Here is a 15,549-nt window from a genome sequence, read left to right on the forward strand (position 1 = left end):
CCTCAGATAAGGAGTACATCTCATGTATTTAATTCCCAGCTATTCGATGCTGTCCGCCACTGCAACCACATTGGTATTGAGTATTATATTTTTGATTTTATCCCACCAGAGCGGCAAAACTTACATGCGTCTTTGGGGAATTTCCTGGCTGATCTATTCCGCAATGTTTTTGGTGGATTTTTTAAATCTCCAGCTTCAAGCGTTCGCCATCTATTATATTATGCTTCGGCAGATGGCAGCGCTGGCCGGCTCCCATCTGTTTATTCTGGGCACCCATCATTTCTTCCAGCGAAAACCATGGAAGGGCCTTCTTTGGACCACTCTGCTGTCTGCGCTCCTGATTCTGCTGTATCCGGCTTCTGCGTTCCTGCAAACCCTGGTAATTATCCCCAATATCATTTACTGTTCCGGGATGCTGATCATTTCCGGCTGCATGTTTATTTCCTACTCCTGGACACAAAATCTGCCGGAAAAGATACTGGCCAGCTTTTTTATTATCGTCTGGGGAATTTTTATCAATCATTTCGGATTCACTCTAAAACACACAGCCCTTGCAATCTCCACGTATTTTATCGGTTTATTCACAGTTAACGTGCTGATTTTATTCCTGATCATTATTTACTTTAAAAAAACCCGCTTTCTCGACACGCGGCAGGCTTCTCGTTTTCGTCTTCTTGTGGAAAATTCTTCGGATTCCATGTTCCTATATGATTATAAAAAGCAGGAATTTGAATATGTCAGCCCCGCCATATCCGAACTGATCGGCGTTACCGATAAGCAGCTGTATGAAATGCCGGACCGATTTTTTGATTATGTCAACACGGTAAAAAAATCCAAGGATGTTGTGGGAATATTTTCCAGACCAATTGCAAAGCCTGGAAAGGGTGTCCTATGTCTTTATAAAAACGGGATTATTAAAAAATGGACGGAAATACACTATCTCCCAATCCGCGATAATACCGGCACTGTATCTGCCATTGAAGGAATTTTGCGTGACATTACAGAGCGAAAAAAAATGGAGGAAAATCTCAAGGCAGCTCAAAAAGCGAAAAAAGAATTTTTAGAAGATATCTCCCATGAAATTAAAACTCCGGTGACTTTAATCCAGGGTTACACGGAAAGTCTGCTGGACAAGGTGGTGCCCGTGGAATCCACGGATACTTATTTGAAAATGATTAATTCCAAAGCCATGATGCTGACGACCTTAGTGGATGATTTGGCACAGAGTTCCGATTTTACTTCTCAGAGCCTGGAATACCGATTTTATGAACAATCTGCAAAAGAAGTCTTCGATGAGCTATTGAACCAATGTGAGTTCCAAATATCCCAATCAGGCCGTAAAGCGATTATCGAATCCGCTGTTTCCTCTGATGCTATTCTCATTATTGATCCCTACCGGATTCAGCAGGTGGTATCCAATCTGATCAGCAATTCTATCCGCCACACGCCGATTGGAAAAGAAATCCAAGTGTCATGCCGTACTTATCTCAACGAGGACCTGCTTCATAGCGTTCCCGATGATGATGATTGTACAATTCCAGAAGGTGAAGTTGTCTTTACTGTAAGCGATCGAGGAGACGGCATCCCGGAAAAAGATTTGGCCAGAGTCTTTGAGCGCAATTTCAGCGGCGGACGCAGGATCGCTTCGGGCGCCAACCGCCATCCGGAAAATATTCAGGGATTCGCTTCCGGCCCTTCCAATTCCGGCCTGGGATTGTTCATATCTAAGGAAATCGTAATTCAGCACTCGGGACGAATGGGAGCAAAGAATAACCAGTACGGGGGCGCGGAAATTTTCTTTGTTATTCCTTATTATATTTAGCTTGCTTGTTAATGGGCGCACCAAAGTCAGAGTCCAAGGCGGGTGCGGCTTCCTGTGGCCCAAGGCTCCAAGCTGGCAAAAGGCCGCCCAGGCAGCGATTACGCTTTCCCGGGCGGCCTTCTTTATATGGGATTATCCTTCTTTCTTTAAAGCTCGTTGATTTCTTCGTGAATGTATATTTCCCGCTTTTCCAATTCGTCGAATACGTCCTTTGGATCAAAGGCATACTCCGGAATCAAAAGCCCGGTATCCTTGACTTTTCCTTTTGCGATCAGCTGAACAGCCACAGACATGGGGATTCCCACGTTCCTGGTATAAGCTCTCAACTTTTCCCAGCCCGGCACAGAGCCGTCGGATTTGGGATGGGTATGCGTCAGGATATGCTGCACTTTTTTGCCGTTTTTCGTGCCCACTACTTCGATATGTAGTGCATACCCGTATAGCTCTGTCTCCGTCCCTTCTTTGCTGTTGAGCAGATATTCCGCCACGCAGTCCATAACACCGATCTCTTTGCCGTTGATGGTGATCGGGTCATTGCGCAAAATACCCCAATCATAGAGAGCCCGGACCAGCTGCATATTCTTCTGCGGCCAGGTACCTCTTGTCTCAATCAGCCTGACGCCTTTATCTTTCAACGCTTCGGCCAGTGTCACGGTTTCCGAATGGGGAATAATGTACTGGGGATGAGTTCCATATGGCTCCGGAAGCGCGATGTCCCTTGGTCTTGCAAAAGGAGGCACCTGAATGAATTTTCCATCCTCAAAGACGGTCCTGGTCGGCAGATTGGGGTCGTATTCATAAGTTGTTGTAGCCGTTATGGCCTTGGAAAAGGCGAACGGACGATAAGCCCCGTGACTGACGCGGACAATTTCCACCGTGTCCAGCTGGTTGGCGCCGTACATGGCCATCATCTGGGTGGTGCCCGGCGTCATGCCAAACCCTGGAACACAAGCTCTCCCATTCTTCTTAAAGATCTCTGCGTATTGATTTTCTTCGCCGAATCCATTGAGGTTAACTCCATGGCAGCCCGCCTCTGCAATACACGCCGTCGTTTTTCCATTGAGGGCAATGGTGGTTCCATCCATTACTATGTCATAGCCTTTCATTTGTTTTACTGTAGCATCATGGTCATTGACATCCACTTTTACAAAATCCACTCTCGGATCATCGAGCCATTTGACAACTTCCTTACCGGCCTTCTCGTCATAGTCACCAACTGTAATCTGCTCGAAATCGGAAAACTGCACCAAATCTAAAGTTGACTCTCTGCAAATTCTCCCCGCTCCGCCTAAACAAAATACCTTCATACCTGTACCTCCTGACAAACCTTTCAATTGACTACTTTATTACCAACTCTTGAGTATAAGTTACCATATTATTATCAGTTTGTAAATAGTTTTTTACAAATTTTTATTAAGTTGGTAAAAATATTGTCAAAATTAGGTCATTTATGCTATAATAATCATACATTTAAAAGGTTCTGTTTAATCGGAACCAACTTTCGAAGGAGGATAACGCTATGCTGCCTCAGGAACGCTACAGTCAATTAATCCAATTTCTGCAAGAACATGAAATTATCAAGGTCGATCAAATGATGAAACGCTTTGATATTTCTATTGAAACGGCCAGAAGGGATCTTAATCATTTGGAAAGAGAGGGGATTATAAAAAAGATTTACGGCGGGGCCACCCTGATGAAAAAAGAGGACAAAGAGCCTGCCACCTCGGACAGAATGACGCGAAATCTATCGGAAAAAACCGCCATCGGAAAAAAATGCGCCGAGTTCATCAGTGACGGTGATTCCGTCTTGATCGAAGTGGGCACGACCACTTTGCAGGTAGCGAAAGCGCTCAGAAGCAAAAAGAACCTGATGATCATCACTAACTCCATTCATGTTGTCAATGAATTGATGGATACGGACTTTGAAATCTATGTGGTGGGAGGAAAAATCCGCCATGGAGAAGGTTCCATCTCAGGGGCAGTGTCTATGTTTGAGCTGGAAAACTTTCATATAGGCAAAGCGATTATCAGTGCAGGAGGCGTCACCTTGGAAAGGGGGCTCTCTGACTATAATATTGAGGAAGCGCTGGTAAGAAAAAAGGTTGTTGAACAGTCTCAGGAAACGATTCTGGTAGCAGATAACAGCAAGTTTGGACATAACGTGCTGGCCCACGTCTGTCCGATCAGCGCCGTAGACCTGGTCATTACCGGCGCCAGGCTCAATCCTGAGCTGATCACACGTTTTGAAGATGCCAATGTAAAACTGGTGCTGGCTGATCAGTAAAAGCCATGCTGCGCCTTTCCCTCATACAAGCAATAAGTCTTGTGGATCGCTCTCAGAATAAATACATCGGCTAGCATTCCCAATATTATCTCCGCCGTCAGCGTTCCCAGAAAGAGAAATAGGTTTTTTACAAGAATTTGTGGAAATGCCATAAGGATAAAGCTTATTACTACCGAAGCAATGATGCAGGTCAGGTACAGCGGCCATGCTCTGCGGCAGCGGTCACTCAGATCATAATCTTGTTCAGCATGGCCAATCATTTGGCAGCCCTGGAGCAGATCGTAAACATACTTGAGCATGAGAATGGCGGAAATCGTTTGCATACGGGTGATCGATCGGGTCATCATTATGCCGGATTCAGCTGCCGCCATATTGCCCAGCGCTGCGAGAATCTGCAGAATCTCCAGAATCACCAGCAGTATCATCATTTTCTTTGCTTCTTGAAAGTATCCATTGCAGCTGCTCATGCCGATTGTACCGATAAAAATTGCAACATAAATTGCCAGCCAGATCAAAACAAACAGAAATTGCAACAGAAGGATTTCTCCCAGAAACGCCCCAATTCCTGTCATGATCAGCTGAGTAGTAATGGCTGCAAAAATAATTTTTAGTCCTCTCAGGTCATAAATCCTCTCTTTTGGCATTGTCATATAATTCTCCTTGTTCTCTGATTTCCCACTCCTGTGATGCGGCATCTTGCACAGGCACGGCCCCACACCCATCCGGGCAGAACATTGTATGAAAATCTTACCATATTTCTTGACAAAAACCTACAGGAAAGTGTATTGTTAATGAGCAGTGTATTTTAGTAGGAGGAGCAACATGAGACTTAGAAAAGAATCCGACACCATTCAGGACGAAGAAGTCCTGCTAATAGCAAAAGTATCCGACGCACTCGCCCATCCGGCTCGAATCAATATTTACCGCTTTATCATGCAATGCAATCGGCAAAGAGAAAACGTCTGCAATAAAGATGTTGTCGCTGCTTTTGACTATTCCCAGGCAACGGTTTCCCAGCATATAAAAAAGCTGGTCGATTCCAGCTTAATTGAAGTAAAAAAGGTTGATAAATATTCTTATTATTATGCCAATATGGGCGCTTTGGCTCGTTATCTGGCAGCGACCAAGAAATTCGGACAGATCTAAAGCGCACCGAAAACCGGTCGCTTGTCAAATGGACAGCATGACCGGTTTTTCCAGCCCCTTTAATGTTTCCTTCATCAGACCGCTATTGCTCGAGCCCCACATCCATCGTGATTTCCCTTGTACTATCCAAACCGGACAGAATCTGCCCTTTGAAATGGTTTTCCGCCGATCAGATGGGTCTTACCAGCATACTTTTTAAAGCGATCCTCTTTTTCGAACTCTCAAACGAATCAAGACAGCTCCTGCTCCTACAACAACAATGATCCCTGCTGCTGCCACCGCTTTCAGAAGCGGCGAAACCGATTTATTTTTAGACCATTTATCAATGATCTGCCCTTCTTCATCATAGGATTCCAAGGTCAGCTTATCCTCACTCACTTTGATGATTTGATAATTGCTGTCTGTCGCATTGATCGCTTCCACGTATTCAGGAACATTTTCTCCATTAAAATACGTGCTCCTTCTCTTTCCTGAGTTTCCCATCACATAAGTGATATTGCCGATCTCTTTGGTACGCATATATAGATGCTGATGACCGCATAGGACCAAATCCACCTCACCCTGTTCAAAGACCGGTTCCCATTCCTCCCGAATAGCATCGTAGATGGGATCTCCGTCTGAAATCCCATAAGCAGGATGGTGCATGACGACCACCTTCCATCTGGCACCGCTCTCTGTCAAGTCTTGCTCCAGCCAGCTGCTGATGGCAGTCAGCTGCTGCTCCCATTCTTCCTCCATAGCGGCTTTTCGATTGTCCAGAAAAAAACTGGTATTAACAACTGCAAAATGGCAGTTCCCATAATCAAAGGAATAAAACTCTTCGGACACCCCTTTGGGACCATTCTGGGGCAGCGCCAGCATCTTCAGGTACATATCCGCTTTGACAGTCGTTTCGTGATTACCAATAGCTGTCATCATGGGAATCCCTGCAAAAACCGATGTAGCCTGTGATAAAAACAGATTCCAATCATTCATATTTCGGGGCGAATTAACCATATCCCCGCCCATAAGGGCGAAGGCAATACCAGGATTTCTCTGTCTGATATCTTCAACCATCCTACCCCAAGTTTTATAATCCTGACTCCGTTTTTTATATTGAATATCTCCCAAATATAAAAATTCAAAAGATTGGGCATCGTCAGTGGTAGTAATCCTAGAAGTTTCCCAAGTAGGCGCCGTCGAAAAGGTGTGCACTTTGCTCCAGCTGGTACCGTCCCCGACTCGATATTCATAAGTTGTCTTTTGACTCAAACCCCTGATCGTGGCCTCGTACCGATAGTACTGATCCTCTTTGACCTCGATGATCTTGGCCTTCACCTGATGCTGCGGAGAAAGCTGCATGCCCTCCCGATTGTATTGGACATATCCATCTTTCTTAGATGCACTGTGCCAAGTAATAGTTTGGGTATGAGCGCTGTCATCAGTCCACGATAAAATAATCTGATCGCTGTCGTACTCCGCCGCAAAGACCGGGGCGGAAAGTAAAAAAAGTAAAATGATACTCATGAGCGCTGCAATGCAAAAACGTTTCATAATCCTTCCTCCTGGAAGTATTATTATATGTCAAACAGGAAATTCATATGCGGATCGCCTCGCTGACCGCTTCGTACCGGTTCCATGAAAAATGGGACTATCGCATGGCTTTATGCAGCAGTCCCGTTTCCCTGGGCAAATTATTATTAATGTTTTGAAGAAAAGTCATGGTTTGTACCACAGTTCATACTATATCACAACTCCCCCTTTAATGTCGTTGGCATGCCAACATTTTATAAAATTTTTTCTAAAAGTTTAAATTCATCCTTTTTAAACTCAATCAGACCGTCCCGTTTCATCTGGTTCAGCTCGTAGGACAAGGCGCTCCGGTTGACGCACAGATATTGGGCGAACTGCTCCCGGTCCATATGTATTGAAAAGGTATCCGATCCGGACTTTCTGCCCATGATCCGCAGGTAGGTCATAATACGGTCTCGCAGACCTCTCTTGGAGAGAGCCTCGAGCTTATATAATTTTTTAATGTTATCGTCGGCAAGAATATGAAGCAGCGCCAGCATCAGCTCCTTGGAATAATCGCTGCGAAGAATATCGGAAAAATCAGCAAAGAGTACAACAGCAGCTTCATTGGCCACATAAGTCAGAGGTGATGTTCGCCGCCTGGAAACGGTGGCTTCAGCGCCGAAGATTTCTCCTCGCTGATACATGTACATCAGATCTACGCTGCCTTCAAGATGGAATTTCTCACCTCTTACGGTTCCCGAATGGAGGATGGCAATTCTATGAATCAACTCTTCTTCAGAAAAGATAATCTCTTCCTCTGCATATTCTTTTACTTTGATTTTCATCCCGTTGACTGCCATGAGATGAAGCTTTTGGGGAACCTCCCTCAAAATGCCGCAGGCTTCAATGGTTGTCATCTGTTCCGTATCTGCTGGTTTTGATGGTTTCATGTTTGTATCCCTCATTTCCTTCGGCTGTTTTTTGTAACTTTTGTGTCGCATCAAGCAAGTTTCACTTATGCTGTCATCTGCGACTGCCGGGACCGGATTCTACCGGTATCAAATTCCGGAAAATATTGATAATTTTCATTTCGCCCGCGGCAAAGAAAGCTATACCTCTCTCCCCAGCAGCTTTTCCAGGCGCACCTTCTGTTCTTCCCTGGCGAATCCGTATCCGTACTGATAGAAGTCCAGCACGTCGGCATCTTTCACAATCTCCTCCAACGGATTTCCGATCTCTGCTTTTTTGCTGTGGTTTTTCACAGCGATTCCAATCTGCTGAATTTCATCCTCTTCAAAGAGGCCCGTTCCTCTCAGGAATTCCATGGCCGGCTCGTACCCTGCTTCTGCATGGTTCTCCTGCTTGCCGGTGATGATCCTGCCGTAATCGTGTACCGCGCAGGCCGCGGCAGCCAGAATCGGATCCACGCCCCGCTCTTCGGCAAAGAGATAGCCCAGCTTGGCGCAGCTGACAATGTGCACCCGTTCCCAGTCGATGAAATGGGAACGCTCTGTTACCAGCTTTTCATACTTATCGATTTCTTTCAGCAGAGCGCTCTGCAGTCTCAAGATCTTTTTCATATTAACCTCCTGCCCTACTTATGATAGGGTTCATTTTTCAATATTTTAAAGCTTCTGTACACCTGCTCCAGCAGGATGATCCGCATCATCTGATGGGGAAACGTCATTTGCGAAAAGGACAGCTTGAAATCCGCCCGCTTTGACACCTCATGGGAAAGGCCCAGCGAGCCGCCGATGACAAAGACCACCCGGCCCCAGCCTTCTGCGGAAAGCTGCCCGAGCTTCTGCGACAATTTCTCTGAAGTGAGCGGCTTTCCATCAATCTCCAGGGTGATCACATAATCGTTCTTCTTAATCCTGCTCAGGATGGACTGGCCTTCTTCCAGCTTTACCGCCTGCTCCTCCGCCGAAGAAGCGCGATCCGGCAGCCTGGCCTCTTTCAGCTCCTCAATGGTCATTTTGCAGTATTTCCCCAAACGCTTGCAGTACTCAGCAGCCGCCTCGGTCCAATATCGTTCTTTTAATTTTCCTATACAGATTATGGTTATATTCAAGCCTTACACCTCATATACCGCGCTGACATGATCCCGCAGCATCACATCCATTTTCAGTCTGTCGCCCACATAAATATCTTCCTCCTGAAGAATATTGGTAATGGTCATTTTCGCCAGCTCTGGCTCATTGTTCTGATGGCTCAAATGTCCCAGCAGAACTCTGCGCGCTTTGTCTTTCACTTCCATCAGCTTGCAGATACATTTGCCCGCCGTCACATTGGAAAGATGTCCATGGTCTCCCAGGATTCTGCGCTTTGTCTGATAAGGATAGCTGCACATTTTCAGCACCTCTACTTCATGGTTGGCCTCCAGAACCAGCAGATCCGCATCCACGATTTCCTCGAAAATCTCTTTTGTGATGCAGCCGGCATCGGTCAGAATACTGATCTGCCTGCCATCCGCATAAAAAGAAAAGCCCACCGGCTCCGCCGCATCATGGGGGATGGCAAAGGGCCTGATTAAAATATCGTTTATGTAAAAATCTTCGCCTGTGGTAAAGAACGCCTTTTTCTCTTCTGCGACCTTTCGTTCAATGTTGTCCCAGGTGGCCTGGTTGGCGTACGCTTTTGCGTTGCAGGCTTTTTTTGTAACAATAGGCAGGCTTTTCACATGGTCGATATGTTCATGGGTAATCAAGACGGCCTGTATCTGTTCCAGCTCAGCCCCGGCCTTTTCCAGCCCTTCAAAAATCCGTTTTCCGCTGATTCCCACATCAACCAGCACCACCGTCCCGCCGCTTCTGACCATATAGCAGTTTCCACTGCTGCCGCTGGCAAAAGAGCAAAAATTTAATGCCATATTTTGTCCTCGCTTCTCGTCGTTTTCTATTTTTATAGGATACTCCACTTGTGCGGGCCTGTCAATCTATCGTATAATACGAAAGATGAAAGATAGAGGTAATGTTTATGAGAAATGACAATGTTTTAAGAATCTATACCGACGGAGGATGTTCGGGAAATCAGAGTGAAAAGAATTTCGGCGGCTGGGGCGCTGTGATGGAGTTTGCCGGACACCAAAAGGAGCTTTACGGCGGCGAAGCCGACACCACCAACAACCGCATGGAAATGACTGCTCTGCTGGAAGCTTTCCGCGCCATAAAAAAAGAAGGCCAGACGATTGAAGTGTTTTCCGATAGTTCCTATCTGATGGATTGTTTTCGGAAAAAATGGTATAAAAACTGGCTGAAAAACGGCTGGAAAACCGCTGCCAAAAAACCGGTGGAAAACCGGGACCTCTGGGAAGCGCTGCTGCCGTTTTTGGATCAGCATCAGATCACCTTTTACCGGGTGAAAGGCCACGTAAATCTTGCCAGCGCTTCGACCAATTTTCATAAGCTCTACGATAAGTTCGTAGAATGGAACGGCAGCCGCTTTTCCTTTGAGGATTTTCAGTACGTGACCGAAAAAAACAACCGGGCCGACGAGCTGGCCAATGTGGGCATCAACCAAATTCGGGGCTGAAAATCAGCCCCCAGTTTATCCTTTTGAAATGGCATACACCGCATCGGCAGCTGCTTTCATTTCTTTTCCATTGTTATAGATTCCCATGCTCATCCGCACTGCGCCGCAATCCCATGTTCCGATGGCCTTATGGGCCAATCCGGCGCAATGATAGCCGCCCCGCACTGCAATTCCATAATCATCGTTTAATAGCGATGCAACATCTTCACAATTGTATCCATTAATATTAAATGTGACAATTCCCACCTTTTTCTTACAGTCAGAAGGACCATAAACCGTCACATTTTTCATATTCCGCAGGCTGCTATCGAGAATCCGAGTCAGCTCCAGCTGGTGCTGGCGGATGATATCGACGCCGATTTTATTCACAAGCCCGGCCGAATATCCCAGGCCGATAATGCCCGGCGCATTGATGGTGCCGGTTTCAAAGCCTTCCGGCAGCTCTGCGGGCTGTTTGATGTCCCTGGAAACGGTGCCGGTTCCCCCTTCCATCAAAGGGCGAAGCGATACGCCTTCCCGTACATAAAGCATGCCGGTTCCCAAAGGCCCCAAAAGACCCTTATGTCCCGGCACCGCCAGCAGATCGATGTTTTTCACATCCATAGGCATATGGCCGGCTCCCTGGGCTCCATCTACCATAAAGAGGATGCCTTTCTTTTTGCACAAAATTCCCAAGTCCTGCACCGGCATAATGGTTCCGGTCACATTGGACGCCTGCGTGCAGATGATTAGCCGGGTATTTTCTCTGATCGCTTGCTCAACGTTGGTAAGATCCAAGCTTCCGTCGCTCCCACACTGAACCAGAGTATATTCCACCCCCTGATCCTTCAGCGCCCGCAGCGGACGCAGCACAGAGTTGTGCTCCATCACCGTGGTGATCACATGGTCGCCTTCCTTGAGAACGCCTTTGATGCCCATATTCAGGGCCTGGGTCGTATTATTTGTAAAAACGATCCGGTCCGGCTTTTCGATTTTAAAAAAACGGGCCAGCATTTTTCTTGCTTGATAGACTTCTTCCCCGGTCCGGCGGGACAGATCGTGCCCCGAGCGCCCCGGGTTGCCGCAATAGGATGACATGCACGAGTCCATTGCCTCGATCATACCTTTTGGCTTAGGGAAAGATGTTGCTCCATTGTCTAAATAAATCATTGGGTTTCCCTCCTAAAGTATAGGATATGCGGGAAAATAGCAGAAAGTGTTTTCTTACTTTCGTTTGAGCCCTTTGAGCCGCTCCTTATCCTCTTTGGAAACCCGGTAGGATTCTCGAATTTTCTGTATGGTTTTGTTGTGTGTAAAATCGTCCATCCGATTGTTTTTTATCAGCGCTTCCGTTTTCTGCGGAAAAGCGACATAGCACATGGACAGCGCCCAGGCGACGGCCATTTTCACATAATAGCCCTCGTGGTGAATCCCCGCCAGGATTTTTAATATAGAATCAATATGACTTACATCTATATAGTGATCCATAATCATGACCACGCCGAACCGGAGAAAATATTCCCGGTCGTCGGAAAGATAGCTCTGGAGAAACTCCCAGACCCTCCGGCGGTTTTCCTCTCTATCCGCGAATTTCAAATCACCGCAAAAGGTATCGCAGACAGCCCAGTTATCGATGCGGGGAACGAAACGGGCAATATACGCCAGCCGCGTTTCCCGTTCCATCTTGGCAGCCGCGATGATCATCCCCTGCAGCATGACCTCTTCGTAGAAGAGTTCCGTTCCGCCGATACCGCCGGGAGCCAGTTTGCAGTTTTCCAGCTCCTCCAGGTATCTCTCCCAGCCGCCTTTTACAATCTCTTTCGCCAGCTTTCGGATGGCGGGAACGCGGACGCCCAGCGTCCGCTCCTTATTGATGCCTGGTATCAGTTTGCAGTTGAACGCCTTGTATTCTTCATCGGCCATTTTCCGCAGCTGTTTCAGTCTTTCTTCTCTCATTCTTTTCCCTTACAATTTCCAATTTCGGTCAGCGATCCTGGCCAGCCTGGTGGTCTTTACATCAATGGCCTTCTCCGGACACATTTCCTGACAGCAGTAGCATTTGATACATTTCCGATAGCGGTAGGCGGGTTTTCCCTTTTTCATATAGATTGCTTTTTCGTCCAGCGGGCAGGCCTGCACGCAGATGCCGCAGCCCACGCAGTTGGCCTTTTTTATGTAAGGCTTCCGGTCCAAAAGGGGCTGTAAAAATCCGATGCTTTTCAGCTGGCCGTGGAAACCCGGATCCCGCTCCACGTTAAAGTCCGGGTTTCCCCAGCGGGAAAAAGCTTCCTCCATGGATAAAACGCCCTCTTCTGTGATCAGCTCGATTTCTTCCATTTTGCAGGTGCCGATGCCGTACTCTTTCCCGTAGACATTGGTTGCTACCAGCTCCGGATTTAAGTTGACGAGACGGCAGAATACGCTGTCCAAGGCCACCGGATCGGCAGACGCCAGAATGACGTACATCGGCGTCGGATCGCCGGACTGGGGGCCGTTTCCCTCCATGGCCATGATCCCGTCCATAATATGAAGCCTGGGGCGAACTAATAAATTCAGGTCGCCGATCATTTTGCCGAAAGCGTCCGCATTGGGAAACCGCGCGTGGCTGGCGCCTTTGTTAAAGCCATAGACGCAGCCGAAGGTATTTTTCATGGCACCGGTAATCCGTTCCAGCTGGTGGGTTTTCATCTTACACAGGTTGATAATCGCATCTTTTTCCAAAACGCCTTTGCAGAGGACAAAGTGGTCAGCGGCGTGGCCCTGGGGAAAAGGCACCTGCTCCCCTTCCGAAAAGTTGGCGGCCTCGATCTGAAGCGCCTCCGCTTCCTGGCGAATTCCGCATCCTTCGGCGGTCTGTTCCACGCCGATCAGGTGGTTGCCCGGCGAATCCCCGTAATACAGATTTTGAAATCCCGCTTGTTTTAAAAGGCGGCCCACAGCCCCAAACACCCGGGGATGGGTGGTGCAGGCAGTTTCCGGTTCCGTCCTGGCAAGAAGGTTGGGCTTGAGGATAATGCTCTCATCCGGGCTCACGAATTCCTGCCAGCCGCCCAAAAGTTCTACGGCTGCTCCAACCGCATGGTCCACCAGCTCGCTTTTATATTTTCTGCAATCAACGATTGCCACTTTACTCTTCATCTGGCACCTCCCTCAGTTCTTCTATAGTATACCTTGCCAGACACGCCTGCGCAAGATTCAACGCCGCAAGACGCTGATCAATCGGCCCCAGCCAAATCCTAATCCTGACTTTTAATCCCGCTGCCGCTGATGGGAATGGCGTCCCCCAGATATGTAGGTTCCGGTCTTACCATCCATTTCACAAAATCCTTATCTCTGGCCGCGATCTCCCGCAAGTCACGCATTTTCTGTCCCCGGTAGGTCGTCTGATCCGCAGCCGCACCCCAGGCATCGATCCCCATTTTCTCACACCCGTATAAGGCCCTGTACTGGTGGTAGCCCTGGGTCACAACGATCATCTTTTCCACCTGGAACACCGCCTTTGCCCGATAGATGGAATCATAGGTAGAGAACCCGGCATGGTCGAGAAAAATGTCTTTCTTGGGCACACCCTGCTCCAGAGCATACTCTTTCATAACGTTGACTTCATCGTAGCGGACTTGTCCATGATCTCCCGACAACAAAAGTTTGGGAGCCGCTCCCGCCTTGTATAGTTTGATCCCCACATCCAGCCGGTCCTGCAGCATGTAGCTGGGGCTCCCGTCCTTGCGCACAAGGGCGCCCAGCACCAAAATGCAATCCGCATCCTTTTGCGCAAGCCGATCCAGATCTGTCTTGGATATGGTATTGGCTTTATCGGAAACCGTGCAGAGAACATCTCCCTGGGCTGAGCTTACCACGTACTGGTTGATGCCCAGCAACGCCGCAGCCAAGATCACAACCAAAACTGCCAGCTGAAGCAGAACCTTTTTCCAAATTTTCATCTTCTTTTTTTCCATTTCATACACACTTTCTGTTACAATAGACATGTTAACGGCTATTGTTATTATAACAGGTCAGCAAATCGGATGAAAGCATGCGGCCCCTTTTGCATTTTTGTTATTTTTTCTAAATATTGTGGGGTTAAATTGTTGACAACACACAAATCAAGCGCTATGATAAAGCTGTTAACAAAGAGATACAGATAAATATAGAAGGAGAACGGTAAAATGAAATATGATTTTCCAGTAACAAAGACTACAAATCCTAAGGCGAAACCGGACCCGGATACCCTCAGGTTCGGCGTTGACTTTACAGACCACATGTTTATCATGGACTATGAAGAGGGAAAAGGCTGGCACGATGGCAGAATCGTCCCTTACGCACCCCTTTCTCTGGATCCGGCTGCTGTTGTTTTCCACTATGCGCAGGAAATGTTCGAAGGGCTGAAAGCGTACAAAACCAAAAAAGGAAAAGTACAGCTGTTCCGTCCGGACATGAACGCCAAGAGAACCAACCGCACCAACGACAGGCTTTGTATTCCTCAGATTGATGAAACCTTGTATGTGGAAGCGATTAAAGCGCTGGTACACGTGGATGCTGACTGGATACCGGAAAAAGAAGGCACGTCCCTTTACATCCGCCCGTTCATTATTGCCGACGAGCCGTTCCTCGGCGTAAGACGCTCCAATCATTATAAATTTATCATCATCCTCAGCCCGGTAGGTCCTTACTATGTGGGCGGGCTGACGCCGACAAAGATTTACGTGGAAGATAAATATGTCCGCGCCACCGACGGCGGTACCGGTGAAGCCAAGTGCGGAGGCAACTATGCAGCCAGCCTGAAAGCGCAGGAAGAAGCCCACGCAAAGGGGTATGAACAGATTTTGTGGCTGGACGGCGTAGAACGGAAATACGTGGAAGAGATCGGAACATCCAATGCTTTTTTCGTAATCGATAATGAAGTCATCACCGCGCCTTTGGATGGCACCATCCTGCCGGGTATTACCAGAGACTCGGTTATCGCTCTGCTGAAAAAAGAAGGAATCAAGATTACAGAAAGAAGACTTTCCATCGATGAAGTGGCCCAGGCTTATAAAGACGGTAAATTCCAGGAGATGTTCGCTTCCGGAACTGCGGCTGTCATCTCACCGGTGGGTGAGCTCTGCTATAAGGGCGAAAAAATGATCATCAACAATGGCCAGATCGGCGCTATCGCGCAGAAGCTTTACGACACCCTGTACGGCATTCAGACTGGAGCTGTCGTTGATACCATGGGCTGGACAGTAGAAGTAAAATAAGCGTTTTTCAAAGAAGAATCAAACAGCCGGAAAGCGGGAGCAGCGCAAGACTT

The 15,549-nt window shown here is 47.6% G+C and carries 16 protein-coding genes; 5 read left to right on the forward strand and 11 right to left on the reverse strand.

What is annotated here, in order from left to right; translation table 11 throughout:
- The first annotated feature begins 22 nt into the window (after window positions 1-22).
- Window positions 23-1,822, forward strand: coding sequence for a sensor histidine kinase (locus LG211_RS06600; protein WP_148397835.1), 1,800 nt, complete (start codon window positions 23-25; stop codon window positions 1,820-1,822).
- 146 nt (window positions 1,823-1,968) lie between these two features.
- On the opposite strand, the gene LG211_RS06605 is transcribed toward LG211_RS06600, so the two are convergent.
- The gene (locus LG211_RS06605; RefSeq protein WP_148397837.1) at window positions 1,969-3,129 is read right to left on the reverse strand and encodes a saccharopine dehydrogenase family protein; all 1,161 of its coding nucleotides are present in this window, start codon (window positions 3,127-3,129) and stop codon (window positions 1,969-1,971) included.
- 212 nt (window positions 3,130-3,341) lie between these two features.
- On the opposite strand from LG211_RS06605, the gene LG211_RS06610 reads away from it, so the two are divergent.
- Window positions 3,342-4,106 (forward strand): DeoR/GlpR family DNA-binding transcription regulator, encoded by a 765-nt coding sequence (locus LG211_RS06610; protein WP_269477210.1) that lies wholly within the window; start codon window positions 3,342-3,344, stop codon window positions 4,104-4,106.
- On the opposite strand, the gene LG211_RS06615 is transcribed toward LG211_RS06610, so the two are convergent.
- Complete coding sequence (locus LG211_RS06615) at window positions 4,100-4,756, reverse strand: hypothetical protein (RefSeq protein WP_253020532.1); 657 nt, start codon at window positions 4,754-4,756, stop codon at window positions 4,100-4,102. The genes LG211_RS06610 and LG211_RS06615 overlap by 7 nt on opposite strands.
- A 172-nt stretch (window positions 4,757-4,928) precedes the next feature.
- Between LG211_RS06615 and LG211_RS06620 the strand changes: the two genes are divergently transcribed.
- Window positions 4,929-5,252, forward strand: coding sequence for an ArsR/SmtB family transcription factor (locus tag LG211_RS06620; RefSeq protein WP_148397843.1), 324 nt, complete (start codon window positions 4,929-4,931; stop codon window positions 5,250-5,252).
- A gap of 195 nt (window positions 5,253-5,447) precedes the next feature.
- Here LG211_RS06620 and LG211_RS06625 read toward each other — a convergent pair whose 3' ends face one another.
- From LG211_RS06625 to LG211_RS06645, 5 genes are all read right to left on the reverse strand, one after another.
- Window positions 5,448-6,785, reverse strand: a complete 1,338-nt coding sequence (locus LG211_RS06625; protein WP_253020533.1) for a purple acid phosphatase family protein — start codon at window positions 6,783-6,785, stop codon at window positions 5,448-5,450.
- A gap of 233 nt (window positions 6,786-7,018) precedes the next feature.
- Window positions 7,019-7,696, reverse strand: a complete 678-nt coding sequence (locus tag LG211_RS06630; RefSeq protein ID WP_253020534.1) for a Crp/Fnr family transcriptional regulator — start codon at window positions 7,694-7,696, stop codon at window positions 7,019-7,021.
- Window positions 7,697-7,855: 159 nt separating this feature from the next.
- Complete coding sequence (locus tag LG211_RS06635; RefSeq protein WP_148397848.1) at window positions 7,856-8,326, reverse strand: HD domain-containing protein; 471 nt, start codon at window positions 8,324-8,326, stop codon at window positions 7,856-7,858.
- 14 nt (window positions 8,327-8,340) lie between these two features.
- Window positions 8,341-8,820, reverse strand: a complete 480-nt coding sequence (rlmH, locus tag LG211_RS06640) for a 23S rRNA (pseudouridine(1915)-N(3))-methyltransferase RlmH (protein WP_253020535.1) — start codon at window positions 8,818-8,820, stop codon at window positions 8,341-8,343.
- Window positions 8,821-8,823: 3 nt separating this feature from the next.
- The gene (locus tag LG211_RS06645; protein ID WP_148397851.1) at window positions 8,824-9,618 is read right to left on the reverse strand and encodes an MBL fold metallo-hydrolase; all 795 of its coding nucleotides are present in this window, start codon (window positions 9,616-9,618) and stop codon (window positions 8,824-8,826) included.
- Window positions 9,619-9,725: 107 nt separating this feature from the next.
- On the opposite strand from LG211_RS06645, the gene LG211_RS06650 reads away from it, so the two are divergent.
- The gene (locus tag LG211_RS06650) at window positions 9,726-10,280 is read left to right on the forward strand and encodes a ribonuclease H family protein (protein WP_148397853.1); all 555 of its coding nucleotides are present in this window, start codon (window positions 9,726-9,728) and stop codon (window positions 10,278-10,280) included.
- 15 nt (window positions 10,281-10,295) lie between these two features.
- Here the strand turns inward: LG211_RS06650 and LG211_RS06655 are convergent, their stop codons facing one another.
- The 4 genes from LG211_RS06655 to LG211_RS06670 all read right to left on the reverse strand — a co-directional run bounded on the left by LG211_RS06655 (window position 10,296) and on the right by LG211_RS06670 (window position 14,200).
- Window positions 10,296-11,429 (reverse strand): aminotransferase class V-fold PLP-dependent enzyme, encoded by a 1,134-nt coding sequence (locus tag LG211_RS06655; protein WP_253020536.1) that lies wholly within the window; start codon window positions 11,427-11,429, stop codon window positions 10,296-10,298.
- A 54-nt stretch (window positions 11,430-11,483) separates the two neighbouring features.
- The gene (locus LG211_RS06660; protein WP_269477211.1) at window positions 11,484-12,215 is read right to left on the reverse strand and encodes a DNA alkylation repair protein; all 732 of its coding nucleotides are present in this window, start codon (window positions 12,213-12,215) and stop codon (window positions 11,484-11,486) included.
- A gap of 9 nt (window positions 12,216-12,224) precedes the next feature.
- Window positions 12,225-13,397, reverse strand: coding sequence for a DUF362 domain-containing protein (locus LG211_RS06665; protein ID WP_253020537.1), 1,173 nt, complete (start codon window positions 13,395-13,397; stop codon window positions 12,225-12,227).
- A gap of 98 nt (window positions 13,398-13,495) precedes the next feature.
- Window positions 13,496-14,200: a SanA/YdcF family protein gene (locus LG211_RS06670; protein ID WP_269477212.1), complete on the reverse strand. Its 705-nt coding sequence runs from the start codon at window positions 14,198-14,200 to the stop codon at window positions 13,496-13,498.
- 225 nt (window positions 14,201-14,425) lie between these two features.
- Between LG211_RS06670 and LG211_RS06675 the strand changes: the two genes are divergently transcribed.
- A complete protein-coding gene (locus LG211_RS06675; RefSeq protein WP_269477213.1) occupies window positions 14,426-15,496 on the forward strand; it encodes a branched-chain amino acid aminotransferase in 1,071 nt (356 codons plus the stop codon).
- Window positions 15,497-15,549 lie beyond the last annotated feature (53 nt).

Source organism: Hominibacterium faecale (genome assembly GCF_020734085.1).
Taxonomy (GTDB): Bacteria; Bacillota; Clostridia; order Peptostreptococcales; family Anaerovoracaceae; genus Hominibacterium; species Hominibacterium faecale.

What these genes read in the sequence shown, in the direction of transcription:
- LG211_RS06600 (WP_148397835.1), top strand. Translation starts at nt 23, where the DNA reads ATGTATTTAATTCCCAGCTATTCGATGCTGTCCGCCACTGCAACCACA.
- LG211_RS06605 (WP_148397837.1), bottom strand. Translation starts at nt 3,129, where the DNA reads ATGAAGGTATTTTGTTTAGGCGGAGCGGGGAGAATTTGCAGAGAGTCA.
- LG211_RS06610 (WP_269477210.1), top strand. Translation starts at nt 3,342, where the DNA reads ATGCTGCCTCAGGAACGCTACAGTCAATTAATCCAATTTCTGCAAGAA.
- LG211_RS06615 (WP_253020532.1), bottom strand. Translation starts at nt 4,756, where the DNA reads ATGACAATGCCAAAAGAGAGGATTTATGACCTGAGAGGACTAAAAATT.
- LG211_RS06620 (WP_148397843.1), top strand. Translation starts at nt 4,929, where the DNA reads ATGAGACTTAGAAAAGAATCCGACACCATTCAGGACGAAGAAGTCCTG.
- LG211_RS06625 (WP_253020533.1), bottom strand. Translation starts at nt 6,785, where the DNA reads ATGAAACGTTTTTGCATTGCAGCGCTCATGAGTATCATTTTACTTTTT.
- LG211_RS06630 (WP_253020534.1), bottom strand. Translation starts at nt 7,696, where the DNA reads ATGAAACCATCAAAACCAGCAGATACGGAACAGATGACAACCATTGAA.
- LG211_RS06635 (WP_148397848.1), bottom strand. Translation starts at nt 8,326, where the DNA reads ATGAAAAAGATCTTGAGACTGCAGAGCGCTCTGCTGAAAGAAATCGAT.
- LG211_RS06645 (WP_148397851.1), bottom strand. Translation starts at nt 9,618, where the DNA reads ATGGCATTAAATTTTTGCTCTTTTGCCAGCGGCAGCAGTGGAAACTGC.
- LG211_RS06650 (WP_148397853.1), top strand. Translation starts at nt 9,726, where the DNA reads ATGAGAAATGACAATGTTTTAAGAATCTATACCGACGGAGGATGTTCG.
- LG211_RS06655 (WP_253020536.1), bottom strand. Translation starts at nt 11,429, where the DNA reads ATGATTTATTTAGACAATGGAGCAACATCTTTCCCTAAGCCAAAAGGT.
- LG211_RS06660 (WP_269477211.1), bottom strand. Translation starts at nt 12,215, where the DNA reads ATGAGAGAAGAAAGACTGAAACAGCTGCGGAAAATGGCCGATGAAGAA.
- LG211_RS06665 (WP_253020537.1), bottom strand. Translation starts at nt 13,397, where the DNA reads ATGAAGAGTAAAGTGGCAATCGTTGATTGCAGAAAATATAAAAGCGAG.
- LG211_RS06670 (WP_269477212.1), bottom strand. Translation starts at nt 14,200, where the DNA reads ATGAAAATTTGGAAAAAGGTTCTGCTTCAGCTGGCAGTTTTGGTTGTG.
- LG211_RS06675 (WP_269477213.1), top strand. Translation starts at nt 14,426, where the DNA reads ATGAAATATGATTTTCCAGTAACAAAGACTACAAATCCTAAGGCGAAA.